This is a genomic window from Methylocystis echinoides (assembly GCF_040687965.1).
In the GTDB taxonomy this organism is placed as follows: domain Bacteria; phylum Pseudomonadota; class Alphaproteobacteria; order Rhizobiales; family Beijerinckiaceae; genus Methylocystis; species Methylocystis echinoides_A.
The window spans coordinates 1,520,836-1,544,922 of the sequence record NZ_CP156084.1; the positions used below are offsets into that span (position 1 = coordinate 1,520,836).

At 64.7% G+C, this 24,087-nt stretch carries 19 protein-coding genes and 1 pseudogene; 8 read left to right on the plus strand and 12 right to left on the minus strand.

Translation table 11 applies throughout. The features are described 5' to 3' along the window. Window position 1: 1 nt before the first annotated feature. On the plus strand, window positions 2–589 hold the full coding sequence (gene coaE / locus RVU70_RS07390) for a dephospho-CoA kinase (RefSeq protein WP_363350499.1): 588 nt from the start codon (window positions 2–4) through the stop codon (window positions 587–589). Further along, window positions 590–1,318 carry a DNA polymerase III subunit epsilon gene (dnaQ, locus tag RVU70_RS07395; protein ID WP_363350501.1) on the plus strand — a complete coding sequence of 243 codons (729 nt, stop codon included), beginning with the start codon at window positions 590–592 and terminating at the stop codon, window positions 1,316–1,318. A gap of 21 nt (window positions 1,319–1,339) precedes the next feature. On the opposite strand, the gene secB is transcribed toward dnaQ, so the two are convergent. Further along, window positions 1,340–1,828, minus strand: coding sequence for a protein-export chaperone SecB (gene secB / locus RVU70_RS07400; RefSeq protein ID WP_363350503.1), 489 nt, complete (start codon window positions 1,826–1,828; stop codon window positions 1,340–1,342). A gap of 85 nt (window positions 1,829–1,913) precedes the next feature. After that, window positions 1,914–2,381 carry an FxsA family protein gene (locus RVU70_RS07405; RefSeq protein WP_363350505.1) on the minus strand — a complete coding sequence of 156 codons (468 nt, stop codon included), beginning with the start codon at window positions 2,379–2,381 and terminating at the stop codon, window positions 1,914–1,916. A gap of 133 nt (window positions 2,382–2,514) precedes the next feature. Between RVU70_RS07405 and RVU70_RS07410 the strand changes: the two genes are divergently transcribed. The 5 genes from RVU70_RS07410 (at window position 2,515) to RVU70_RS07430 (ending at window position 7,221) form a co-directional block, all read left to right on the plus strand. Beyond that, window positions 2,515–3,201 (plus strand): Tim44/TimA family putative adaptor protein, encoded by a 687-nt coding sequence (locus RVU70_RS07410; RefSeq protein WP_363350507.1) that lies wholly within the window; start codon window positions 2,515–2,517, stop codon window positions 3,199–3,201. 4 nt (window positions 3,202–3,205) lie between these two features. Next, entirely contained in the window at window positions 3,206–4,351 is a 1,146-nt protein-coding gene (locus RVU70_RS07415; RefSeq protein ID WP_363350509.1) for an MltA domain-containing protein, read from the plus strand. Then, entirely contained in the window at window positions 4,348–4,911 is a 564-nt protein-coding gene (locus tag RVU70_RS07420) for a Smr/MutS family protein (RefSeq protein ID WP_363350511.1), read from the plus strand. The genes RVU70_RS07415 and RVU70_RS07420 overlap by 4 nt, the downstream gene beginning before the upstream one ends. Window positions 4,912–4,985: 74 nt before the next feature. Then, the gene (locus RVU70_RS07425; protein ID WP_363350513.1) at window positions 4,986–5,768 is read left to right on the plus strand and encodes a 3-hydroxybutyrate dehydrogenase; all 783 of its coding nucleotides are present in this window, start codon (window positions 4,986–4,988) and stop codon (window positions 5,766–5,768) included. Window positions 5,769–5,961: 193 nt separating this feature from the next. Next, window positions 5,962–7,221, plus strand: coding sequence for a hypothetical protein (locus RVU70_RS07430; RefSeq protein ID WP_363350515.1), 1,260 nt, complete (start codon window positions 5,962–5,964; stop codon window positions 7,219–7,221). A 49-nt stretch (window positions 7,222–7,270) separates the two neighbouring features. Here RVU70_RS07430 and RVU70_RS07435 read toward each other — a convergent pair whose 3' ends face one another. From RVU70_RS07435 to RVU70_RS07445, 3 genes are read right to left on the minus strand one after another with little or no spacing between them, the layout of a single operon-like run. Further along, window positions 7,271–8,062: a cyclase family protein gene (locus RVU70_RS07435; RefSeq protein ID WP_363350517.1), complete on the minus strand. Its 792-nt coding sequence runs from the start codon at window positions 8,060–8,062 to the stop codon at window positions 7,271–7,273. Continuing rightward, window positions 8,053–8,865: an SDR family oxidoreductase gene (locus tag RVU70_RS07440; protein WP_363350519.1), complete on the minus strand. Its 813-nt coding sequence runs from the start codon at window positions 8,863–8,865 to the stop codon at window positions 8,053–8,055. Before RVU70_RS07440 ends, RVU70_RS07435 begins: the two co-directional genes overlap by 10 nt. After that, on the minus strand, window positions 8,862–9,896 hold the full coding sequence (locus RVU70_RS07445) for an alpha/beta fold hydrolase (protein ID WP_363350521.1): 1,035 nt from the start codon (window positions 9,894–9,896) through the stop codon (window positions 8,862–8,864). The genes RVU70_RS07440 and RVU70_RS07445 overlap by 4 nt, the downstream gene beginning before the upstream one ends. Window positions 9,897–10,711: 815 nt before the next feature. Here RVU70_RS07445 and RVU70_RS07450 point away from each other — a divergent pair. Continuing rightward, window positions 10,712–12,466: pseudogene (locus RVU70_RS07450) on the plus strand (methanol/ethanol family PQQ-dependent dehydrogenase); the annotation flags it as partial. A 103-nt stretch (window positions 12,467–12,569) separates the two neighbouring features. Here the strand turns inward: RVU70_RS07450 and RVU70_RS07455 are convergent. From RVU70_RS07455 to RVU70_RS07485, 7 genes are all read right to left on the minus strand, one after another. Next, on the minus strand, window positions 12,570–12,953 hold the full coding sequence (locus tag RVU70_RS07455; protein ID WP_363350523.1) for a hypothetical protein: 384 nt from the start codon (window positions 12,951–12,953) through the stop codon (window positions 12,570–12,572). A gap of 200 nt (window positions 12,954–13,153) precedes the next feature. After that, entirely contained in the window at window positions 13,154–13,375 is a 222-nt protein-coding gene (locus RVU70_RS07460) for a YbdD/YjiX family protein (RefSeq protein ID WP_363350525.1), read from the minus strand. Beyond that, the gene (locus RVU70_RS07465; RefSeq protein WP_363350527.1) at window positions 13,347–15,425 is read right to left on the minus strand and encodes a carbon starvation CstA family protein; all 2,079 of its coding nucleotides are present in this window, start codon (window positions 15,423–15,425) and stop codon (window positions 13,347–13,349) included. Before RVU70_RS07465 ends, RVU70_RS07460 begins: the two co-directional genes overlap by 29 nt. Window positions 15,426–15,648: 223 nt before the next feature. Beyond that, window positions 15,649–19,368, minus strand: a complete 3,720-nt coding sequence (gene metH / locus RVU70_RS07470; protein WP_363350529.1) for a methionine synthase — start codon at window positions 19,366–19,368, stop codon at window positions 15,649–15,651. Continuing rightward, a complete protein-coding gene (metF, locus tag RVU70_RS07475; RefSeq protein WP_363350531.1) occupies window positions 19,365–20,264 on the minus strand; it encodes a methylenetetrahydrofolate reductase [NAD(P)H] in 900 nt (299 codons plus the stop codon). Before metF ends, metH begins: the two co-directional genes overlap by 4 nt. Continuing rightward, entirely contained in the window at window positions 20,264–21,274 is a 1,011-nt protein-coding gene (locus tag RVU70_RS07480) for a metalloregulator ArsR/SmtB family transcription factor (protein ID WP_363350533.1), read from the minus strand. The genes metF and RVU70_RS07480 overlap by 1 nt, the downstream gene beginning before the upstream one ends. A gap of 730 nt (window positions 21,275–22,004) precedes the next feature. Continuing rightward, window positions 22,005–23,966 (minus strand): CoA-transferase, encoded by a 1,962-nt coding sequence (locus tag RVU70_RS07485; protein WP_363350534.1) that lies wholly within the window; start codon window positions 23,964–23,966, stop codon window positions 22,005–22,007. Between the last annotated feature and the right edge of the window lie 121 nt (window positions 23,967–24,087).

The following is a 24,087-nucleotide window of genomic DNA, read 5'->3' on the forward strand; positions in this document are numbered from 1 at the left end:
CGTGCTGAAGATCGGTCTCACCGGCTCCATCGGCATGGGCAAATCGACCACGGCGCAGATGTTTCGCGACGCGGGCGCGCCAGTGCTCGATTCTGACCAGATCGTCCACGATCTTTACCGTGGCGCGGCCGTGGCGCCGATCGAAGCGGCCTTTCCAGGCGTCGTCGTCGACGGCGTGGTCGACCGCGGGCGGCTTGCCGAACGGGTCCTCGGCGATCCGGACGCCTTGAAGCGGCTCGAAGACATTGTGCATCCGCTCGTCTGGGCCGCCCGCGATGCGTTCTTGACGGAGCAGGAAGCGAAGGGCGCGCGCCTCGTCGTCTATGACGTGCCGCTGCTCTTCGAGACGGGCGCCGAAAAGAGCGTCGACGTCATTGTCGTCGTCTCGGCGCCGGAAGATGTGCAAAAAGCCCGCGTTCTGGCGCGACCCGGCATGACGGCGGAAAAATTCGCAGCCATCCTCGAAAAGCAGGTTCCCGATTCGGAAAAGCGCGCGCGCGCCGATTTCGTGGTGCGCACGGACCAGGGACTCGACGCGGCCCGCGCCCAGGTGCAGGAACTTCTGCGGACATTGGCGGCGAGAGCTTGAATGCGCGAAATTGTCTTCGATACCGAAACCACCGGCCTCGATCCGGCGCAGGGCCACCGCGTCGTCGAGATCGGCGCGGTCGAGATTTCCAATCTCATCCCGACCGGCCGCATCTTCCACGCTTATATCGACCCCGAGCGCGACATGCCGGAGGAGGCCTTTCGCGTTCACGGCCTCTCGCGTGAATTCCTGCTGCAGCACCGGAAGTTTCGCGAGATCGTGGCGGAATTCGTCGATTTCATCGAGGACAGTCCGCTCGTCGCCCACAACGCCGAATTCGACGTGCGCTTCCTCAACGCCGAATTCGCTTTGCAGAAATTGCCGGCGTTGTCGCCCGCCCGCATTATCGACACGCTCGCCATGGCGCGGCGGCTTCACCCCGGCAGTCCGGCGTCGCTCGACGCGCTCTGCCAGCGTTACGGCGTCGATCTATCGCGGCGCGACAAGCATGGCGCTTTGCTCGACGCCGGGCTCCTGGCGGAGGTCTATGCCGAGTTGCGCGGCGGACGGCAGGCGGCGCTGTCGCTTGCAACCGTCGGCGTCGCGCGTCGCGCGCAAATCGGAAATGATCTGTTGCGCGCGCGGCCGGCCCCGCTTCGAGGCCGTCTGACCGCGCTCGAGGACGAGGCGCATCGCGCCTTCCTGTCCACGCTCGGGAAGGCCGCCCTCTGGGACAAATATCTGCCGCAGATTGAAGAAAGCGGAGAGCAACCGCCCTCCGCCGCTTGAGTCTCCGTTCGCTCCGCGAACTTAAGCGTTCGCCGTTCCCTGCTGACCGGCGGCTTCGGCGGCCTTTTGCTGATAGAGCGCGACGAAATCGATGGGGTCGATGTAGAGCGGGGGGAAGCCGCCGTTGCGCGTCGCCTCCGCCACGATCTGGCGCACGAAGGGGAAAAGCAGGCGCGGGCATTCGATCATCACGATCGGATGGACCTGCTCCTGGGGGATATTAATGAGGCGGAACACGCCGCCATATTCGAGGTCGAGCTTGAACAGCACGTTGGGACCGTCGCCGGCCTTGGCGTCGAGCGTCAGCGACACTTCGAAATCGGTGGGCGCGAGCTGTTTGGCGTTGACGTTGACCTGAATGGAAATGTCAGGCGCCTTCTGCTGCGGCCCGAGCGAGTTCGGCGCATTGGGGTTCTCGAACGAAAAATCCTTCAGATATTGCACGAGCGCATTGAGGGCCGGCGCGCCCCCCGCCGCAGCGTTGGCGCCATTTCCATTTGTGTCGGTCATCTGAGGGATCTCCAGCCTTGCGCTGACAAGAAAAAAAGCCGCGCCCGCCTAACACGTCTGCCTCTCGCGAACAAGGCTGCGGCGCTCACGGCGAGGGCGCCGAGAGCCCGTCCTTCTTGCGGCGCTTGCGTTTGGGCCGGCCGCTCGCCGTGAGATGTTTCCACTCGTGCGGGGCGAGGTCGATCGTCTGCGGTCCGGCGGCGCGGGCGTCGCCGCCACGGCTGCGGAAGCGGGCCAGCAGGCCGGCGCGGAAGGAAGGCGATTTCAGCGCCAGGCCGGCGATGTCCGAGGCGAAGCCTGGCAGGATCAACAGGAGCGAGGCGAGCGCCTGCAGGACGCCGTCGAGCATGGCGCCGTCTGCGCGCAGCCGCCCGCGCTCGCGCCAGACCGTCAGCAGGCGCCTCACGTCGGAGAGGCCGAGCGCGGTCGTGCCGAGACCGAGCGCAATCGTGGCGAGAAGCCCCACCGCCCGCAGTACGAACGCGAAGGCGAGAATTTCAAGCGCGAGCCAAAGGCCCAGCGCCAGGCCGATGAGCTTGGTCCTGTCGTTCACGGCTGGAAGGCTCTCCCGCGGGCTCGCAAGAACGCCTTGCGGCGTAATGCCTGCGGCGATCCGCGCGGCCCTTGATTCGTGACACGCGAGCCGCGACATGGTAGCCGAGAAAAGCTCGATCTGGGAGAGATCAATGTCGCCCTCCGGCGAACCCTTCGACCCGTCGCTGATCGTCTTCGCGGCGCTCGCCATCTTCGTCGTCTGGAAGCTGCGCTCCGTGCTCGGCGTGCGCGTCGACCGCGAGCAGGCTCCGCCCGCCCGGTTCGAGCCGCGGCGCGCTTCGCTGGGACCGGCCCCGTTGCCCGGCGCGCCGCCGGCCGAGGATATGCCGGCCCTGCGCCCCGACGACCACTGGAGGGGCGTCGCCGAAAAGGAGGACGCGGCCCCCGGCCTCGACGCCATCGCCGCGGCCGACCCCCGTTTCGACGGCCGCGCCTTTCTCGACGGCGCCCGTCGCGCTTACGAAATCATCGTGACGGCCTTCGCCAAGGGCGACCGCGACACGCTGCGGCCGCTTCTCTCCAAGGACGTCTTCGACGGTTTCGCCGGCGAGATCGCCCGCCGCGAACAGGCCGGCGAAACCATGGAGACGGCCATTGTCGCCATCGACTCGGCCCTCGTCGACGCCGCCCGCGCCGCGCCGCGCTTGAACGAGATCACCGTGCGCTTCGCCGTGCGCCTGATGACCATCCGCAAGGACAAGGCGGGCGAGACGATCGACGGCGGCAATACCGTGCCGGTCGAGGAGCTGTGGACCTTCGCGCGCAATCCGCGCGCCTCGGACCCGAACTGGAAGCTCGTCGCCACCCGCGCCGTCTGATCCCTTGCGCGCGCCGGGGGATTTCGCGCCTCTCTCCTTCGCGGCGATCCCCGGCGCCGGGGCGGATGATCTCGACGCCGCCCTGTCCGTCTTCCGGCGTTCCGCCGCCCGGCTTCTGGGCGGCGAAGACGCGCAACGACCGGCCTGCGCTCCCTCGCCCGCGCTGATCGCCGCCGCGCGCGCCGCGCTGACCGATCCAGTCCCGGGCTCGGAATTTTTTTCGCGCTGGTTTACGCCCTTCCGTCTCCCCCACAAAGGCTTCGTCACGGCCTATTACGAGCCGGAGGTCGACGCGCGGCTCGCGCCCGAGCCGGGCTTTGAGACAGCGGCGCTCTCCCGTCCGCCCGACCTCGTCACGCTCAACGCGGCGCCGCTTGTCGCGCCGACGGGCGAGACGCTGACGAGCGGGCGCCGATTGCCGGACGGCAGGCTCGCGCCCTACCCCACGCGGCGCGAAATCGAGGAGGCGGAGGCGAAGGAGGACGAAGCGATGGCGCGGCTTCATCCTGTGGAGCGCGCGACGCGGGCGTCTCGAAGCGGGGCGCCGATCGCCTATGTGCGAGATCCGGTCGAGCTTTTTCTCATCCAGGTGCAGGGCTCGGCGCGCCTGCGCCTCCCCGACGGACGCCGCCTCGCTCTCACCTATGACGGGCGCAACGGCTGGCCTTACACGTCAGTCGGCCGGCTCATCATCGAGCGGGGGTTGGCGCCGGCGGCGGAGATGTCGCTCGAGCGGCTGAAGGCGACATTGCGGGAGATGGGGGTCGGGCGCGATCAGCCAGGGCGAAGGCTGATGCAGGAAAATCGATCTTATGTATTCTTCCGCCTCGACGACTCAGACGACCGGCGCCTCGGGCCGATCGGGGGCGAAGGCGTTCCCTTGACGCCGCTGCGCTCGATCGCCGTGGACCGGTCGCTCTGGAGCTATGGCCTCCCCTTTTGGATCAGCGCGCGGATCCCGTGGGAAGGCGAAGCGGAGACGGGATTTCAGCGGCTGATGATCGTGCAGGACACGGGATCGGCGATTTTGGGCGCGGCGCGCGCCGATTTGTTTTTCGGCGCCGGCGACCGCGCGGGCGCGCTCGCCGGCCGCGTGCGTCACGACGCGGATGTCGTCGTCCTGCTCCCGCGCGAGGCGCCGGCGCCATGAGCGACAAGCCGCGCTACATGCGCCGCCTGACCCATGCCGAGGCGGAGTTGTGGACAATCGTCACGGCCAATGTGCGCCCCTTTCACGCCAGGTCTCCCGCGCAAAACGAAGCGCCGCCCGCGCCTGTCGTTGCGGAATCGCTGCGCGAGGCCGGTCAAAAGCCCGCGCCCGTCGCCCATCTCGACCGCCCGCCCGCCCCCAGGCCCCCGGCGCCGCTCGTCGAGATCGACCATCGCACCCGGGTAAAAATCAAGCGCGGGCGCCTCGACGTCGACGCGCGGCTGGACCTCCACGGCATGCGCCAGGACGAGGCGCAGCGCGCGCTCACCGGCTTTCTGCGCCGCGCCCAGGCCGACGGCGCCAAGGTCGCCATCGTCGTGACGGGCAAGGGCCTGTCGCGCGAGGAGGGCGGCGTGTTGCGCCGGGTCGTGCCGATGTGGCTGCAGGCCCCGCATTTGCGCGACGTCGTCGTCGGCTTTGGCGAAGCGGCGCGCCATCACGGCGGCGAGGGCGCGCTTTACGTGCAGATCCGCCGCGCCGAGCGAATGCGGCGCCGCTGAACTCGCCGAACGTCGCCAGCGTCTTATTCTCTTATGGATCGCAAAAAACGGCGCGACGGGAGAAGGAGGGCCTGATGTTTACGGGCAAGACGGCGCTGGTCACCGGGTCGACGCGCGGCATCGGCTTCGAGATCGCCCGCGCCTTCGCGGCCAAAGGCGCCAATGTCGTCGTCAATGGCGCCGGCGATTCCGCTCGCGTCTCGGCCGCTGCATCTGAAATCGCAAAGGAGTTTGGGGTGGAGGCGCTCGCCTGGCGCGCCGACGTCTCCGACCCTGAAGAGGTCGACGCCATGGTTGCGGCGGCGCGCGAGAAGTTTGGCGTCGTCGACATTCTCGTGGCCAACGCCGGCGTGCAGCATGTGGCGCCGATAGAAGACTTCCCGCTGCAAGAATGGCGGCGGGTGCTCGACACCAATCTCTCATCCGCTTTTTACGCCTTGCGGGCGGCCTTGCCGGGAATGAAGGCGCGGCAATGGGGACGCGTCATTTTGATCGCGTCTGCGCACGCCTCGATCGCTTCGCCCTATAAGAGCGCCTATGTCGCCGCCAAACATGGCCTCGCCGGCCTCGCCAAGACCGCGGCGCTGGAAGTCGCCAGCCACGGGATCACCGTCAACGCCATCGCGCCGGGCTATGTCTGGACGGAACTCGTCGAACGCCAGATTCCGGCGACGATGGCGGCGCGCGGCATGACGCGCGAGGAAGTCATCGACAAGGTGCTGCTCGCCGCGCAGCCGACGCGCCGCTTCGTGACGCCTCGAGAGGTCGCCGCCTTCGCCGTCTTCCTCGCCTCCGAGGAAGCCCGCGCCATCACCGGCGCCATTTTACCGATGGATGGCGGCTGGACGGCGCAATGATGAACCGCTCCGAGCAATTTTTTAGGTTTCCGCCCGAGCGCGCCAATCACTGAAAATGCACGACGGCGCCGTTGAGCCCAGCAGCTCGGCGCCGTTGGCGTTGACGGGGCGACGACTAAACCTTAACCGTATTCTTGGCCGAGCGCTTTCGTCGAGACATTGCCCCTTCGTGAGCCCATTTTGGAAAAAGCCCATGTCGATGAGCGCGTATCGTAGGAGAATCTTCGTTTCGATAGAGGTTTTCGCAATCCTCATCGTCTCCGCCGGGCTGTGCGAGATCGCATTACATGTCTTGAACCTTCCACCCGCCCCGACCGTTGGATGGAAATGGGAGACGAGCCCGTATAAGTCAGACCTTTACGCCAGTAAGAGCGACGTTAACCAATTAGGTTTGCGGGGGCGCCCTATTAATTACGCCAAGGACGATTTCGTTGTCGTGCTGGTGGGGGATTCTTACGTCGAGGCGGGCTTCCAACCGAAAGAGAGAATGCCCGAGAGAGTTCTCGAGGATATCTTGAAGACCAAGCATCGACGCGATGACATCAAGGTATTCAGCGTTGCTTCCGCGGGATGGGGACAGGATCAGGAAGTCCTGGCTCTGAGCGCATATCTCGCAGAGTTCCGGGCCGATCTCGTATTGATGTGGCTGACGCCCATAAACGACTATTGGGAGAACGGGAACATAGACAGAAGCGTGACGAAGGTCGCGGGGCGGATCAAACCGACTTTCGACCTGCGCACGGGCGATATCGAGACCCCTTCGTTTCGTTCGAAGTTGTGGCTGCTCCTGGAGGCGCTGTCGGCGCGCCTTCATTTTGGCCAAGGAGGCACAATAGAGCAGCTTTACTTGGACGATTGGCTCAACCATACGCCTCGGTCGTCTCTTGCGCCGACCTCGGCGTCCTCGTGTCCGGCGACCGAAGTCGGTCAGCTGGACATCGTGGATTCTTCCTATCCTCAAATCACCGCTGTCACCGGAGAAGACGTCGCGAATGGCCGCAGCCACTTCTCTCGTTTCATCAGACCTCTCGGCGCACGTGAATTGTATCAAATCGACATCACGCACCGCTTGATTCAAAAAGCCAGGGACGTCGCAAAACGAAGCGGCGCGCAGTTCAAAGTGCTGAACACCTTCGATGGCGAGCTGGATAAGGCGCTCAAGCGCGTGAGTTGCGTGAGAGACGCGACGTCCGGCGACCTGTACAAAACTGATTTTTCGGATATGGCGTTCGATTTCAAGGACGACGCATTTCGGGATGTGGTCCTGCGCGTCAATATATCGGCGGATAAGCCGACACTTGTTTCCAGCCGGGATTGGCACTTGAACCACGAAGGAAATCTGGTGGCCATGGGTGCGCTGGCCGACAGGTTGATGTCCGATGGCCTCTTGGAAAGAGCGGGCGAACGCGCAGCGACCAAGACGAGCAAACGAGGTCCCGACCTTCTCCAGTAATGAGGAGAGGGGTGCGGCCCGACGCGACGGCCGCGCCAAATCCGGCCCATCAATAGAGAAATCCCACGACGCGCGCGGGCGCGGCGGAGGCGCCCTTGAGGCGCAGCGGGAAGACGGCGACGTCAAAGCCGTGGCTCGGAAGCTGATCGAGACCGCGCAATTGCTCCATCTGCCAATAGGGCTTGCGCCGGCCGACGAGATGCCCCTGCCAGAAGATCGAGGAATCGTTCGCCTCTTTCGATTTGCGGATCTGGTGATGAAAGGGCAGGTCCCATCCCCATTGATCGATGCCCATGACGGTGACGCCTCGGTCGATCAGCCATTCTGTCGCCGGCGCGCTCATGCCGGCGCCTTTCTTCCAATAGTCCTTCGAGCCCTGAAAGGCGTCGCGGCCGGTTTGAATCAAGGCGATGACGCCCGGTTCGAGCGTCGCGCCGCTTTCCTGCAGACTCGCCGCCATGTCGTCGGCGGTAATCTCTTCGCCGTCGGCCTTGTGCCGCATGTCGAATTTGACGCCGGGGCCGAAACAGAGGTTAAGCGGCATTTGATCGATCGCCGCCGCCGCGCCGCCGTCGAGAAGCTCGGGGCCGTAATGCCAGGGCGCGTCGATGTGGGTCGTCGAATGAACGCCCATCTGCGTGATCGTGTCGTCGGCCCAGCCGGCGAAGCTTTTGGGAAAAAGTCTGAACGGAAGCCCGAGCGCGCGCACGAGCCAGCGCGCTTTCCAATGTTTGTGATGTTTGATCTTGACCCGCATGAAAAACGGATCGTTGCAATTATAGGCGATCTCCTTGGAGAGATCGACGATGCGCGCGGGCCGCGCGCGGCTCGTCACTGACATAAAATTTTCCTCATGATCCATTCGTAGAAAAACTGCGGGGAGACGCGCTTCATCACGAGCAGGAGCCGCTGGCTCGGCATGGCGACGACATAACGCAAGGCGGGCTCGGGCACGTTTAGAATCCGCGCGACGAGTTCAGCGACCGGCTCCGCTGTCGACGCCTTCGCTTCGAAGGCGCGCCGCTTGCGCAGGAACAGATCGAAGGCCTTTCCATAGACGCCCTCGCGCGTCGCCTGCGACACGCGCCGCGCCGTATGAATGTCGGTCTTGAAGTCTCCGGGCTCGACAATGACGACCCGCACGCCGAAGGGCCGCAACTCGAAACGAAGGCTTTCGCTCAACGCCTCCAGCGCCGCCTTGCTCGCGCAGTAATGCGCGGTGAACGGCAGGCCGATCTGTCCGGCGAGCGAACTCATATTGACGATGACGCCGCGGCTTTCCCGCAACGCCGGCGCCGCCGCCCGGCACAACCGCAGGGCCCCGAAGAAATTGGTTTCAAGAATGGCCTTCGCCTCCGCCATGGAGACGTCTTCGACCGCGCCCCGCTGCGAAAACCCGGCGTTGTTGATCAATGCGTCGAGCCTTCCAGCCTTCTCGAGAACCTGCGCGACCCCTGCTGCGACTGAGGCGTCGTCGTCGACGTCCATCTCCAAACTCTCGACGTTCTCGATTGTCGCATGGGTGCGCGCCGCGCCGAAAACCCGCCAGCCTTCCGCGGCGAGCCTTTCGGCGCAGAGTCGGCCAATCCCTTTTGAGGCGCCCGTAATCAGCGCGACTCGTTTTGTCTCGATCTCTTGGGTCACGGCCGTCTCATCCCGAATTTGGCGCGCAGCCAACCCGCGACCACGCGGTCGTGCCACGGAACGGGGTTGCCGGCGCCGTGAAATCCCAAATGCCCGCCGTGTGGCGAAAGCGCAGTTTCGATGGCCGGCAGGCGCGCCCAGTCGATTGCGTCATAACATGCCTGTGGAATCCAGGGATCGTCCAGGGCGTGAACGATCAGCGTGGGAAGCCCTATGCCGGCGAGGAAGGCGCCGGCTGAGTTGGTTTCGTAATAGGCTTCTGCGCCGCGATAGCCGAAGAGCGGCGCAACGAAGCGATCGTCGAATTCGAAAACTGTGCGCGCGCCAGCCACGGCGGCGCGCTGGGCCGTGGTCAACGCCGCGCCGGGCGCGAGCGCCTCGCGCTTCATCGCCGTGAGCAGGTAGCGGTGGTAGACGATGTTGCGCGGCGCCATCATGCGCGCGCAGGTCGCCGCCAGATCGAGCGGGGTCGATACGACGGCGGCGCCCAGGATGGGCAAATCGCCGACGCCCTCGCCCATGAATTTGAGAATGAGATTGCCGCCGAGCGAATGGCCGAGCAGGATCACGCCCCGCCGCAGCAGATCGGCCGGAAGCGCGCGCAGCGCGGCGGCGAGGTCTTCCGTGCGTCCGGCATGGTAGCGGCCCGTCGACGTCGGGCGCGACGGCCCCGATCCGCGCAGATTGAGCCGAAGCACAGGCCAGCCGTCGTCGACGAGCCGCCGCGCCGTCGCAATCACATTGACGCTCGCCTCGGAGCCGGTCAGGCCATGCACGAGAACGATGAGCGGCCGTTCCTGCGCGCCCGCCGGTCGGTCGAGACGCGCCGCCAGACGGTCGCCCTCCGAGACGGGCAATAACAGGCGCTCCGCGCCCGGGGGATTGGCCGGCCTCGGCGCCAGCATGTTCCGGATCGTCTGCAGATCGGGCCCGAGCCAGGGCGCGCGCTCGCGGAAGCGTGGAATCGAGAAAGGCGCGGCGTCGTCCATTCGGGCCATGGAGGGGGTAAAAAATAGCCGAGTTCGAGCCATTGCCCCGCTGGGACAAAAGCGCCCGCTTGCATTCCTCTCCATTCCATATTCTTTGAGCCGAGGCGGTGCAAACGAGAGAGTGCCGAATGAGCGTTTTTGTTCTGAATTTGACCCCTGCCGAGGTCGTGAAACTCTTGCGGACCGAAATACAAGCGGCCTGGGGCGCGCCCGAACTCAACATTGGCGGGCAAAAGGAATATCTCATCCAGGAAGAGTTCGACGCCGCCGCCTATGGCGTTACGGACAAGACGAACGTCGACCTCGTGACGTCGACCGCAACCTTAACCATAGAGCCGCGCGTCGAAAGCGGTTACTGGGTGCTCGAAACCATTGTCGAACGCGACCTCGGCGCCGTCCGGAAGCGCGAGGAATATGGGATGGTCCCTTCCGAGCTCTCGCTCGACGCCTTCGAGGCGGAGCTCGAGGCCTCGGACGTCAAGCGCACGAGCGTGCGGCTTTTGACGCAGACCCCTGAAGGGAAAGACGCTTTCGACCGCTGGCTCGTGGCGGCGCAGGCGAAGCGCGGCCACATCGAAAGGGAGACCAAGGAGAAGAAAATGAAAACCGACACAAGGAACCTTCTGGCCACCACGGCGCTCATCTGGCTCGTGGGCGCCGGCGCCTATTACCTCGGCAATTCCCAGCAGAGCGAGAAAGCGTCCCCGGCGCATGAAACCGCGAGCGTCTCAGAGCCTCACGCGCCCGCGTCGCAGAACGCGTCAGCCGGGTCCGCGCCCGCAGCCGAACCTGTCGCCTCCGCCGCCCCTGCGCCGCAGACGGCTGCGCCGGCCGCGCCCGCCGCTCCGGCTGACTCTTCCGACGAGCTTCTCGCTTTGCAGAAGGACCCCAAGCAGTGGGTGTCGCCGACGGGCGACTACGCCAACGTCCGCCACTCGGCGTTGAAGCAGATCACCGCCGACAATGTGGCGAAGCTGCAGCTCGCCTGGCAGTTTTCGACGGGCGTTCTGCGCGGCCACGAGGGCGCGCCGCTGGTCGTGGGCGACGTGATGTATCTGCATACGCCGTTCCCCAACATCGTTTATGCGCTCGATTTGAAGGATCCCGACCACAAGATCCTCTGGAAATATGAGCCCAAGCAGGATCCGTCGGTCGTGCCGGTGATGTGCTGCGACACGGTTAACCGCGGCCTCGCCTATGGCGACGGCAAGATCTTCCTCGCCCAGGCCGACACGACGCTCGTCGCGCTCGACGCCAAGACCGGCAAGCTCGTCTGGTCGGTGAAGAACGGCGATCCGTCCAAGGGCCAGACCTCGACCGCCGCTCCGCATGTGTTCAAGGACAAGGTCTTCGTCGGCATCGCCGGCGGCGAGTTCGGCGTGCGCGGCCATATCACCGCCTATTCGGTGAAGGACGGCAAGCAGGCGTGGCGCGGCTACTCCATGGGCCCGGACGCCGACACGCTGATCGACCCCGACAAGACCACCCATCTCGGCAAGGTCGTGGGCAAGGATTCGGGCATTTCGACCTGGCAGGGCGACCAGTGGCAGACGGGCGGCGGCACCACCTGGGGCTGGTATTCCTACGATCCTGAGCTGAACCTCGTTTATTACGGCTCGGGCAACCCCTCGACGTGGAACCCGGTGCAGCGCCCGGGCGACAATCGCTGGTCGATGACGATCTGGGCGCGCGACCTCGACACCGGCAAGGTGAAGTGGCTCTACCAGATGACGCCCCACGACGAGTGGGACTATGACGGCATCAACGAGATGGTGCTGGCCGACCAGCCGATCGGCGGCAAGACGGTCAAGACGCTGGTTCACTTCGACCGCAACGGCTTCGGCTATACGCTCGACCGCACCAACGGCGATCTGCTGGTCGCCGAGAAATACGATCCGGCGGTGAACTGGGCGACGAAGGTCGACATGGATAAGGCGTCGCCGACCTATGGGCGTCCGCTGGTCGTCGACAAATATTCGACGCAGCACAATGGCGAAGACACCAACACGCAGAACGTCTGCCCGGCGGCGTTGGGGTCGAAGGACCAGCAGCCGGCGTCCTACGACGCGGCGACGGGTCTGTTCCTGGTGCCGACGAACCACGTCTGCATGGACTATGAGCCGTTCCGCGTGAGCTATACGGCGGGTCAGCCTTACGTCGGCGCGACGCTGGAGATGTTCCCGGCGGGGCGGGTTCTCGGCGACGGGACGAACCACACCGGCAATTTCATCGCCTGGGACGCGAAGGTCGGCAAGATCGTGTGGTCGAACAAGGAGCAGTTCTCGGTTTGGGGCGGGGCGACGTCGACGGACGGCGGCGTGACCTTCTACGGGACGCTCGAAGGCTATCTGAAGGCGGTCGACACCAAGACCGGCAAGGAGCTCTACAAGTACAAGACGCCGTCGGGCATCATCGGCAACGTCATCACCTATGAGGCGGGCGGCAAGCAGTATGTGGCGGTGCTGTCGGGCGTCGGCGGCTGGGCGGGCATCGGCCTGGCGGCCGGTCTCTCCAAGTCCAACGAGGGCCTCGGCGCGGTCGGCAATTACGCCTCGCTCGCCAATTACACCGCGCTCGGCGGCGTGCTCAGCGTGTTTGCGCTGCCGGAGTAAACAAGAAGAAGGGCGCTCGGTTCGACCGAGCGCCCGGACTGTTGACGAACAGGCGTCGACGCCCCGCCCGCTGTCGGGATGAGGACGCCTCCGCCCGTCAATATCAATAGAAGCCAGGCCCCCACGGACCCCAGGCGCCCCAATCCATCATCGCCTGCTGGTTCATTTCCGCCGCCATCAGCTGGTCGCTGGCGATGTTCTTCGCAATGCGCATCTGCTGGTAATTCTGATAGGCGGCTTCGTTGCCGACATAGACGCACTGGCATCCCGCGGCGTCGGCGTAAACATAGAAGTTCTTGCCGTTCTTCACATGGGGAACGAGCCTGTTCTGCGGCATCGCCTTGAGATTGGCGAGCTTCGCCGGCGTATCGGCGATCTTCATGTTGAATTGCGCCGCGGCGAGCATGTTTTCAGTGTCCTGCGCCCCGATGCTCGCGCAGGCGGAGAGGATCAAACCCAGGCCAATCGGCGCCGCCAATTTTTTCATCTGCATCTCGCTCCGTACTAAAGGTTTGCCTGTAATTACGCTTTCGACTTGCGCGCGGGCCGCGCGGCGCAGCTTGTGCGCCGCCTGCCGCAAAAAGCAAGTGCTTGGCCGTCACATTGAGAATATTTCTTAAGCGGCAGCGCGGATCGCCTGCGAAACATGCATCCGGGCGTTTTTTGCCGCATGTGGCCCGCTGACGCCTAACAGCAGCGGAACGCCCGTTCGCCGCCCACGCCGAAACGGGCGTTTTCCCGCGCGCGGAAGAACTCCTCGCGGGTCATGACCGGTCGACCCCGATGCGCGGCGCGGGCATGGGCGACATAAGCGTCGTAATCGCCCTGCCCGACCATCAGCCGCGCGCCGTCCCGCAGTTTCGCGGCGATCTTGGCGAGATCAAGCCCCGGCAGGCTGCAGCAGCTCATCTTCGCTCTCCCGCGTCGTGACGGTCGTTGCAGCGCGCGCCGCGCGGATGGCGCGGAGCGCGAAGCCGAGAAGGGACAGAACCAGCACGATGTAGATCGCGCAAAGGCTGGCGTCGACATAGTCGTTGAAGATCACGCGACGCATCTCGTCGAGCGTTTTCGCCGGCGCGAGCAATTGGCCCTTGTCGAGCGCCGCCGAAAATTTCCGGGCGTGCGCCAGAAAGCCGATGCGCGGATCGTCGTGGAAGATTTTTTCCAAGCCCGCCGTCATGGTGCAGATGTAGAGCCAGGCGGTCGGGATGATGGCGACGAAGGCGTAACGTTCGCGCTTCATGCGATAGAGCACGACGACGCAGAGCGTCAGCGCCATCGCCGCGAGCATCTGATTGGCGATGCCGAAGAGCGGCCACAGCGTATTGATGCCGCCGAGCGGGTCGATGACGCCCTGATAGAGGAAATAACCCCAGCCAGTGACCGCAATGCCGGTCGCGACGAGATTGGGGCCCCAGGCCTGGGTCTGCCGGAAGGCCGGAACGAAAGCGCCGATCAGGTCCTGGATCATGAAGCGCGCGACGCGCGTGCCGGCGTCGATGGTCGTGAGGATGAACAGCGCTTCAAAGAGGATGGCGAAATGGTACCAGAAAGACATGGCGGTCGAGCCGCCGATGACGGAGGAAAGAATTTTCGCCATGCCGACGGCGAGCGTCGGCGCGCCGCCGGTGCGCGACAAAATGCTTTTCTCGCCCACTTCCTGCGCCACGCCGGCGAGCGTCTCCGGCGTCACTGCGAATCCCCATGAGGAGATCGCCGCCGCGGCGGCGTCCGGCGTCGCGCCGATGACCGCCGGCGCGCTGTTCATCGCGAAATAGACGCCGGGCTCCAATACGCTCGCGGCGATCAACGCCATGATGGCGACGAAGCTCTCCATCAGCATGGCGCCATAGCCGATGATGCGCGTCTGCGTTTCGTCGGCGATCATCTTCGGCGTCGTGCCCGACGCGACCAGCGCGTGGAAGCCGGAGACCGCGCCGCAGGCGATGGTGATGAACAGGAACGGAAACACGCTGCCGGCGAAGACCGGGCCCGTGCCGTCGATGAAGCGGCTCACGGCCGGCAATTGCAGATCGGGCCAGACGATGAAGATGCCGAGCGCCAGCGACAGGATCGTGCCGATTTTCAGGAAGGTCGAGAGATAGTCGCGCGGCGCGAGCAGGAGCCACACGGGCAGCACCGAGGCGACGAAGCCATAGGCGATGAGCATGAAGGCGAGCGTCTCGCCCTTATAGGTAAAGAGCGTCGCGAGCGTCGCGTTCTCGGCGACCGTGCGGCCGAAGGCGATGCTCAGGATGAGCAGCGCAAAGCCGATCGCCGACATTTCGCCGATTCGGCCGGGCCGCAGGTAGCGGCCATAGACGCCCATGAAGACGGCGATCGGCAAGGTCGCGAAAACCGTAAAGGCCCCCCAGGGGCTGTCGGCCAGCGCCTTGACGACGACGAGCGCCAGCACGGCGAGCAGGATGATCATGATCGAGAGTATGCCGACCATGGCGATGACGCCGGGCGCATCGCCCATCTCGGTCTTGATGAGATCGCCGAGCGAACGTCCGTCGCGGCGCGTCGAGATGAAGAGGACGAGAAAATCCTGCACCGCGCCCGCGAAAATCACGCCCGTGAGCAGCCACAGCGTCCCGGGCAGATAGCCCATCTGCGCCGCGAGCACGGGGCCGACCAAGGGGCCGGCGCCGGCGATGGCCGCGAAATGATGGCCAAAGAGCACCCATTTATCCGTTGGCACATAGTCGAGACCGTCATTGCGCCGATGCGCTGGCGTGCGTCGCGTCGCGTCGAGCCGCAGAACCGTGTCCGCGATGAAGCGCGAATAGAAGCGGTAGCCGATGGCGTAGACGCCGATCGCCGCGGTGACGAGCCACATGGCGTTGACCGGTTCGCCGCGGGCCGTCGCGAGCGTATAGAGCGCATAGAGCGCCAACAGGAAAACCAGCGCCCAGGACGCGAAAGAGAGAGGATGCTTGCCAACGATCCGAGACATGTCGCGCGCGCCCCGCGGGTTCACCCCCCTCCCCCCGCTCGCGGGGAGGCAGGGTGAGGGGCGAGGGATATCAAGAGACTCAGCCGGAAAATATCGATGATGGCCGAAAGCGTCTAGAACAGCCTTCGACTTGCGCCTGGCGGCTTTCTTCGCTCGTCGGGGCCGGGCTTGTGGATGCCCGGCGCAAGGCCGGGCATGACGGTAAGCGGCCGGCGTAGAGGGTTTACTCCGCGGCGAGCGCCGCCGGTTCGTAATTGAGGATCGGCGCCAGCCAGCGCTCGACCTCCGAAACCGCCATGCCCTTGCGGCGCGCGTAATCCTCGACCTGGTCGCGTTCGACCTTGGCGACGCCGAAATAATGCGCCTGCGGATGCCCGATGTAGAGACCGCTGACGGACGAGGCCGGGGTCATGGCGAAGCTTTCGGTGAGCTTCACGCCCGTGCGTTTTTCGACCTCGAGCAGACGGAAGAGGGTCGCCTTTTCGGTATGATCGGGCTGCGCCGGATAGCCGGGCGCCGGGCGAATGCCGGCGTAAGGCTCGTTGATGAGCTCCTGCGGCGAAAACGACTCGTCCTTCGCATGGCCCCAGAATTCGCGGCGCACGCGCTCATGCATGCGCTCGGCGAAGGCTTCGGCGATGCGGTCGGCCAGCGCCTTCACCATGATGGAGCCATAGTCGTCATTGGCGCGGGCGAAGCGCGCGGCGATCTTCGCCTCCTCCGCGCCGGCGGTGACGACGAAGGCGCCGACGTAATCGGCCTTGCCGCTCTCTCTCGGCGCGACGAAATCGGCGAGCGCAATATTCGCCCTGCCGTCGCGTTTGCCGAGCTGCTGGCGCAAAGTGAAGAAGGTCGCGAGCGTCTCGTTGCGCGACTCGCCCGTATAGAGCGCGATGTCGTCCGCAACGCTGTTCGCCGGCCAGAAGCCGATGACGGCCTTCGGCGTAAACCAGCGCTCCGCAACGATGCGCTTCAGCATTTCCTGCGCATCCTCGAAGAGACGGCGCGCCGCCGGGCCGCGCTCCGGATCGTCGAGCAGCGCCGGATAACGGCCCTTGAATTCCCAGGTCTGGAAGAAGGGCGTCCAGTCGATATAGGGAATGAGCTCCGCGACGTCGTAGCTCGCAAAGGCGCGGGCGCCAAGGAAGCTCGGCTTGACAGGCGCATAGGCCGCCCAGTCGATCTTATAGGCGTTGGCCCGCGCCTGCGCGAGCGAGACGCGCTGCTTGTCGGCCTGCGCACGGGCATGGGCTTCGGCGACCCGTTCATATTCGGCGCGCGTCTCGGCCATATAGTCGTCGCGCGTCTTCTGCGAGACCAGCGCTTGCGCGACGCCGACCGCGCGGCTCGCGTCCGTGACGTAGACGGCCTGGCCGCGTCGATAATTGGGGCTGATCTTCACCGCCGTATGCACGCGGCTCGTGGTCGCGCCGCCGATGAGCAGCGGCGTGTCGAGCCCTTCGCGCTCGAGTTCAGAAGCGACGAAGCACATTTCGTCGAGCGACGGCGTGATGAGTCCCGAAAGGCCGATGAGATCGACTTTCTCTTTCTTCGCGGTTTCGAGAATCTTCGCCGCCGGCGTCATGACGCCGAGGTCGATTACCTCGAAATTATTGCAGCCGAGCACCACGCCGACGATGTTCTTGCCGATGTCGTGAACGTCGCCCTTCACCGTCGCGAGCAGGATCTTGCCGGCTGAGGAGCGCGCGTCCTTCTCCTTTTCCATGAACGGCATGAGATAGGCGACGGCCTGTTTCATCACGCGCGCCGACTTCACCACCTGCGGCAGGAACATTTTTCCGGCGCCGAAAAGATCGCCGACGACATTCATGCCGGCCATCAGCGGACCTTCGATGACGTCGAGCGGACGCGCCGATTTTGCGCGGGCTTCCTCGACGTCGCTCTCGATATATTCGGTAATGCCGTTGACGAGCGCATATTCGAGACGCTTTTCGACGCTGTGCTCGCGCCAGGCGGCGTCCTTTTCCGCGGATTTGGCGCCCGCGCCCTTGAACTTCTCCGCCGCTTCGACGAGCCGTTCGGTCGCTTCCTTGCGGCGGTTGAGCACGACGTCTTCGCAAAGCTCGCGCAGCTCGGGGTCGATCTCGGCGTAAACCGCGAGCTGGCCGGCGTTGACGATGCCCATATCCATCCCCGCCTGGATGGCGTGGAAGAGGAAGACGGAATGCATCGCCTCGCGCACCGGCTCGTTGCCGCGGAACGAGAAGGAGAGATTTGAGACGCCGCCCGAGACATGAGCGTAAGGCAAATCGCGCTTGATGCTTCGCGCCGCCTCGATGAAGTCGACGCCGTAATTCTCATGCTCTTCGATGCCCGTCGCGACCGCGAAAATATTGGGATCGAAGATAATGTCTTGCGGCGGGAAGCCCACCTCTTGAGTCAGGATCTGATAAGCGCGCTTGCAGATTTCGACCTTGCGCTGCAGCGTGTCGGCCTGGCCTTTTTCATCGAAAGCCATGACGACGACCGCGGCGCCGTAGCGGCGCACCTTCTTCGCCTCGGCGATGAATTTCTCTTCGCCTTCCTTCAGCGAAATGGAGTTCACGACGCCCTTGCCCTGCAGGCACTTCAGGCCGGCTTCGATCACCTCGAACTTCGAAGAGTCGACCATCACCGGCACGCGGGCGATGTCCGGCTCGGCGGCGAGCAGATTGAGGAAGTCGACCATGGCGCGCTCAGAATCGAGCAGGCCCTCGTCCATGTTGACGTCGATCACCTGCGCGCCATTGGCGACCTGATCGCGCGCGACGTCGAGCGCCGCGGTGTAATCGCCATTGGTGATGAGCTTGCGGAACTTCGCCGAGCCCGTGACATTGGTGCGTTCGCCGACATTGACGAAGGGAATGTCTTTCGTCAGCGCGAAGGGTTCGAGCCCGGCAAGCCGCAGCAGGGGCTCGATCTTCGGCACGGTGCGCGGCGCGAGGCCTTTTACTTTGTCGGCGATGGCGCGAATGTGATCGGGCGTCGTGCCGCAGCAGCCGCCGAGAATATTGACGAGGCCAGCCTGCGCAAACTCGCCGACGAGCTCCGCCATATATTCGGGGCTTTCGTCGTAGAGTCCGAATTCATTGGGCAAGCCCGCGTTGGGGAAGGCGCAGACGCGCGTGTCGGCGACGCGGCCGATCTCGGCGATATGCTGGCGCATCTCGCGCGCGCCGAGCGCACAGTTGAAGCCGATCGAGAACGGCCTGGCGTGGGCAAGCGAATTCCAGAAGGCGATCGCGGTCTGGCCCGAGAGCGTGCGGCCCGAAAGATCGGTGATCGTGCCCGAGATCATAATCGGCAAGCGCGTTCCCACTTCGTCGAACGCGTCTTCGAGCGCATAGATCGCCGCCTTGGCGTTGAGCGTATCGAAGATGGTTTCGACCAGCATGACGTCGGCGCCGCCGGCGATGAGGCCGAGCGCCGCTTCCTTATAGGCGGCGCGCAGCTCGTCGAAACTCACGGCGCGAAAGCCCGGGTTCGACACGTCGGGCGAGATTGAGGCGGTGCGGTTCGTCGGGCCGATGGAGCCGGCGACGAAGCGGCGCACGCCCGTCTTCGCCGCAACGGCGTCAGCGGCGGCGCGCGCGAGCTTCGCGCCTTCGTAATTGAGTTCATAAGCGAGCGACTCCAGTCCGTAATCGGCCTGGGCGATCGTCGTCGACGAGAAGGTGTTCGTCTCGATGATGTCCGCGCCCGCGTCGAGGTAGGCGGTATGGATCGCCTTGATCGCTTCGGGCTGGGTGAGGATCAGCAGGTCGTTATTGCCGCGCAGATCCTTCGGGTGATCCTTGAACCTTTCGCCGCGAAAATCCGCTTCCTCGAAGTTGTGACGCTGGATCATCGTGCCCATGGCGCCGTCGAGAATGAGGATGCGCTTTTGCGCCGCTTCCTCCAGCGCCTTCAGGATGTTCTGGCCGTAAGCTTTATCAATGGTCATGCGGGTGCTTTCTCGCGAACGGGACGGACGCCGAGCAAATGGCAAATGGCGAAGACCATGTCGGCGCGATTGTTGGTGTAGAAATGGAATTCGTCGACCCCGGCGCGGGCGAGGCCCATCACCTGTTCGACGGCGGTCGTGGCGGCGACGAGGGCGCGCGTCTCGGGGTCGTCGTCGAGACCCTCGAAACGTTCGGCGACCCAGCGCGGCACGCTCGCGCCCGCCTTCTGCGCGAAACTTGCGACCTGGCGGAAATTGCGGATCGGCATGATGCCCGGCACGATCGGGATTTTGACGCCCCTGGCGCGCGCCTTGTCGAGGAAGCGGAAGTAGATGTCGTTGTCGAAGAAGAACTGCGTGATGGCGCGCGTCGCGCCCGCGTCGATCTTCACTTGCAACGCGTCGAGGTCCTGTTCGACCGACGAACTTTCGGGGTGGCCCTCGGGATAAGTGGAAACCGAAATTTCGAAATCGTGCAGGCGGCGGATGCCCCGCACGAGTTCGCAGGAACTGGCGTAGCCTTTGGGGTTGGGCTCGAACTTCGCGCCGACGCCGGTGGGCGGATCGCCGCGCAGCGCGACGATATGGCGGACGCCCGCCTCCCAATAGCCATGCAAGATCTCATCGATTTCCGCGGCCGACGACGAGACGCAGGTCAAATGCGCGGCGGGGTTCATCCGGGTCTCGCGGGCGATGCGCGCCACGATGGCGTGGGTGCGTTCGCGCGTCGAGCCGCCGGCGCCATAGGTGACGGAAACGAAATGGGGATCGAGCGCCTCGAGCCGTTTGACCGACTCCCAAAGCTGCTTCTCCATTTCCGCCGTTTTGGGCGGAAAGAATTCATAGGAGATTTTAAACTGCTTGCCGGCGGCGGTAGGATGAAGCGCGTTGAACATCAGACGATCTCATAAGAAGAAGCGGGTATCTTATCGGCGATGACGCGCGGGTCCCGCGCGAGCCACAAGGAAACGGTGAGCTTGGCTCCTTCCCTGGCGTCCGGCGCGAGCTCACGGTGCAGGACCGTGTCGAGCCCCGCCTGGGCGATGAGCCCGGCGATCTCGTCTTTTGAAAAGCCGAGCCGGCGATGGGCGTGCTTGTCGCGTAGCGCCTCTTCCTGGTGCGGAGCGAAATCCACGACGAGAAGGCGCCCGCCCGGCGCCAGCACGCGCGCCGCCTCGCGCAGGGCGCGGGCGGGATCGTCGAGATAATGCAGCACCTGATGCATGATCGCGAGATCGACCGAATTGCGCTCGACCGGCAGCGCATAAATGTCACCCTGGCGCAGTTCGATATTGCGCAGTCCGGTCTCCTCCATCCGGCCGCGCGCGACGGCGAGCATGGCGGTGGAGAGATCGACGCCGATGGCGCGTTCGGCCAGCGGCGCAAAGAGCTCGAGCATGCGCCCCGCGCCGGCGCCGAGATCGAGGACGCAGCGCAGCGGCGCGTCGCCGACGGCGTCGCGCATCGCCGCTTCGACGAGCGCCTCGGGCGCGTGCAGCGAGCGGATATCGTCCCATTCGGCGGCATGGGCGGCGAAATAGCGGGCGGCGTTTTCGGCGCGGGCTTGGCGCACGTCGGCGAGCCGCGCCCGATCTTCGCCGAGGACTGGATCGCGTGGATCGAGCCAGGCTGACAAGTCGCGGGCGAGCGCCCCCGCCGCGCCGCCGGGCGCGAGGCGGAAGAAGGCCCAGGCGCCCTCGCGGCGCCGCTCGACGAGGCCTGCTTCAACCAGAAGCTTGAGATGGCGCGAGACGCGCGGCTGCGACTGGCCGAGAATGGCCACCACCTCGCTGACCGTGAGTTCGGATTGCGACAGAAGCGCAAGGAGGCGTAACCGCGTCTCTTCGGCGGCGGCGTTGAGCGCCGCGAGCGCCGGCTCGAGCCTGAGAATGTGCGGTTCGGTCATCGGCTTCTCGGTCAAACAGGCTTCTCGGTTAAGATATAAAGATATCTATATGCGTTGATTGCGCGGGAGGCAAGCGCCGCGGCGCCCGGAAACCTCGTTCTTGAAACAGCGGCAACTTGCCGCTTGACGGGAATCGCAAGCGGGGGCATCCTTGACCTACATCGCACCCGTCTCCAACACATTGCGAGGCGGGACCGCTCGGGCGGGACCTCGAGACGGCAGCGATCAGGATGCGTCGGCGAACTCCCCTGTCGTCGGCGAAGCCGTTGCAACAAGGTTGCGAGAGGAGCATGACGCCACCGGGTCAGATTGCGTGACCGGCGTTCCGTTCCGGTCACTCGGGAAGTCAGGCTAGCGCTGCCTGAGCTCCCGAAACCTCCCTAGAGCTGCAACATACCAGGGTTAGCCCGCCGCGAAGGCCAAGCAGCGGGCGGCCCTCTTCAAAGACTGGACAATCCAGACCGCTTCCAAGGAAGCTTCGGCCCCGTGCGCGATCAGGCGACGGGGCCTTTCGTCGTTTGGCGCCTTCCCCCATCCAGCCGCGCTTCACGTTGCCGCCTTCCCCCGCAAGGGGCGAAAGGAACGCGCCTCAGGCGCGCCATTCGCGTTGCGCCCGTTTCCCGCCGGGGAGAAGGCGGCTCGCCGAGGGTGAGACGGATGAAGGCAAAGAAAAGCCCTCCTGCCCGGGAGCAGGAGGGCTCTTACGTGCGGCGCTACGGCCGCCCGACCCTTACGCCGGGGCCTTTTCTTCTTCGCTGGCGACGACCTGGAGGAAGGTCTCGGCGGCTTCGCGGCGTTCGAAGACGTGGGGCTGCAGGCCGCGCTTGGCCATGGCCTCCTTCATCTTCATGCGGGCGAAGGCGCTCGTCGCATAGCGCGTCGTGGTCAGATAGTAGTGCTGGCTCAAATATTCGATCATCTCGGCGTAATCGTCGTAGAGCGCCTCGTTGATCCGCGCGCCGTCGTGGTTGACCACGGAATTGACGCGCTTGCCGACCTTCTCGCAGGCGGTGACCAGCGCCTTGCGCATCTCGTCGATGTCTTTCTTGGTGCGCGCATGCCAGCCCTCGAGATTGAGGAACAGAATATTGCGCGCCGGATCGTAGCTGATGCGCTGATCGAGGTTGAGGTTCAGCAGATCGTTGATGAGGTCCATCGGCTCGTCGATGAAGATGCGCTTGTCCATCAATTCCGGCTCGTTGATGATCGGCTTGAAGGACATGAACGGCAGAATGTGCTTGTCGATGTCGATGCCGGGCGCGATCTCGACGAGCTCCAGGCCCTTGTCCTTGAGCTGGAAGACGCAGCGTTCGGTCACATAATAGACCGGCTGTTTGCGCTTCTGCGCGAACTTGCCCGAGAAGGTGATCTGCTCGACGGAGTTCAGAAACTTCTTGTTGCGGCCCTCCTGGGCGATGTTCACCTTGCCGTCGGCGATCTCGACCCGCAGCCCGCCATTGGTGAAGGTGCCGGCGAAGACGACGAGCCGCGCATTCTGGCTGATGTTGATGAAGCCGCCGCAGCCGTTGAGGCGGCCGCCGAATTTCGACGTGTTGACGTTGCCTTGCAGGTCGCATTCGGCCATGCCGAGGCAGGTCATGTCGAGACCGCCGCCGTCATAGAAGTCGAACTGCTGGTTCTGCTGGATGATGCTGTCGGCGTTGGTGGCGGCGCCGAAGCTCGATCCCGAGGCGAGCACGCCGCCGATCGCGCCGGCTTCCGTCGTCAGCGTGATATAGGGCGTGAGCTTTTCTTCATTGGCGACGGCGGCGATGCCTTCCGGCGCGCCGACGCCGAGGTTTACGACGCCGTTCGGCGGCAGTTCGAAGGCGGCGCGGCGGGCGATCACCTTGCGCTCGTCGAGCGGCATTTTGGCGAGCTTCTCGACCGGCACGCGAACTTCGCCGGCGAGCGCCGCATTATACATCACGCCGTAATTCATCCGGTGCATTTCCGGCTGATCGGCGACGACGACGGCGGACACCAAAATGCCCGGCACATGCACGTCCTTGGGTTTGATCGACCCCTGTTCGACGATGCGCTCGACCTGCGCAATGACGAGGCCGCCATTATTGTGGGCGGCCATGGCCTGCGCCAGATTGTCGAGGACGAGCGCCTCCTTCTCCATGCTGATATTGCCGGAAGGATCGGCCGAGGTGCCGCGGATGAAGGCGACGTCGATCTTGGTGGCGATATAGAAGAGCCACTCCTCGCCCTGTATATTGTGATATTTGACGATGTCCTCGGTCGTTACCTCGTTGACCTTGCCGCCGCCAAAGCGGGGATCGACGTAAGTGTAGAGGCCCACCTTGGAGAAGAGTCCGGGCTGGCCGGCGGCGCAGGCGCGATAAAGCTGCGAGATGACGCCCTGGGGCAGGTTGTAGCCCAGAATCTTGTTTTCCTGGGCGGCCTGGGCGACCTTCGGCATGCGCCCGAAATTGGCGGCGATGACGCGCTTCAACAGACCTTCATGGTGAAAGCGGCCGGTGCCGAGGCCCTTGGAGTCGCCGGCGCCCGCGGTCATGATGAGAGTGAGGTCGCGCGGATGCTGCGTCTCGACGAAGCGCTTTTCCAGGGCGGCGTGCAGCGCCTCGGGAATGCAGCTCTGGACGAAGCCCGTGGTGGTGACGACGTCGTTGTCGCGGATGAGCGCAATCGCCTCGTCGGCGCTGATGACCTTGTTGTTCGCCATGTCCTTCAGGGTTCCCCTCGAGTCCGCTCTTGGATTGCGCGGGCGCCTCTTCGCGCGGCCGCCAGGCGGTTCTTCTGCTCAAATGACAGGCTCAGAGCCTAGAGACCGCGTCTGCAAATCG

Coding starts and splice junctions, on each gene's coding strand:
- RVU70_RS07410 (WP_363350507.1), top strand. CDS start 2,515: ATGTCGCCCTCCGGCGAACCCTTCGACCCGTCGCTGATCGTCTTCGCG.
- RVU70_RS07430 (WP_363350515.1), top strand. CDS start 5,962: ATGTCGATGAGCGCGTATCGTAGGAGAATCTTCGTTTCGATAGAGGTT.
- RVU70_RS07455 (WP_363350523.1), bottom strand. CDS start 12,953: ATGAAAAAATTGGCGGCGCCGATTGGCCTGGGTTTGATCCTCTCCGCC.
- RVU70_RS07465 (WP_363350527.1), bottom strand. CDS start 15,425: ATGTCTCGGATCGTTGGCAAGCATCCTCTCTCTTTCGCGTCCTGGGCG.
- RVU70_RS07480 (WP_363350533.1), bottom strand. CDS start 21,274: ATGACCGAACCGCACATTCTCAGGCTCGAGCCGGCGCTCGCGGCGCTC.
- dnaQ (WP_363350501.1), top strand. CDS start 590: ATGCGCGAAATTGTCTTCGATACCGAAACCACCGGCCTCGATCCGGCG.
- secB (WP_363350503.1), bottom strand. CDS start 1,828: ATGACCGACACAAATGGAAATGGCGCCAACGCTGCGGCGGGGGGCGCG.
- RVU70_RS07445 (WP_363350521.1), bottom strand. CDS start 9,896: ATGGCTCGAACTCGGCTATTTTTTACCCCCTCCATGGCCCGAATGGAC.
- RVU70_RS07435 (WP_363350517.1), bottom strand. CDS start 8,062: ATGTCAGTGACGAGCCGCGCGCGGCCCGCGCGCATCGTCGATCTCTCC.
- RVU70_RS07420 (WP_363350511.1), top strand. CDS start 4,348: ATGAGCGACAAGCCGCGCTACATGCGCCGCCTGACCCATGCCGAGGCG.
- metH (WP_363350529.1), bottom strand. CDS start 19,368: ATGACCATTGATAAAGCTTACGGCCAGAACATCCTGAAGGCGCTGGAG.
- RVU70_RS07485 (WP_363350534.1), bottom strand. CDS start 23,966: ATGGCGAACAACAAGGTCATCAGCGCCGACGAGGCGATTGCGCTCATC.
- RVU70_RS07460 (WP_363350525.1), bottom strand. CDS start 13,375: ATGAGCTGCTGCAGCCTGCCGGGGCTTGATCTCGCCAAGATCGCCGCG.
- metF (WP_363350531.1), bottom strand. CDS start 20,264: ATGTTCAACGCGCTTCATCCTACCGCCGCCGGCAAGCAGTTTAAAATC.
- RVU70_RS07425 (WP_363350513.1), top strand. CDS start 4,986: ATGTTTACGGGCAAGACGGCGCTGGTCACCGGGTCGACGCGCGGCATC.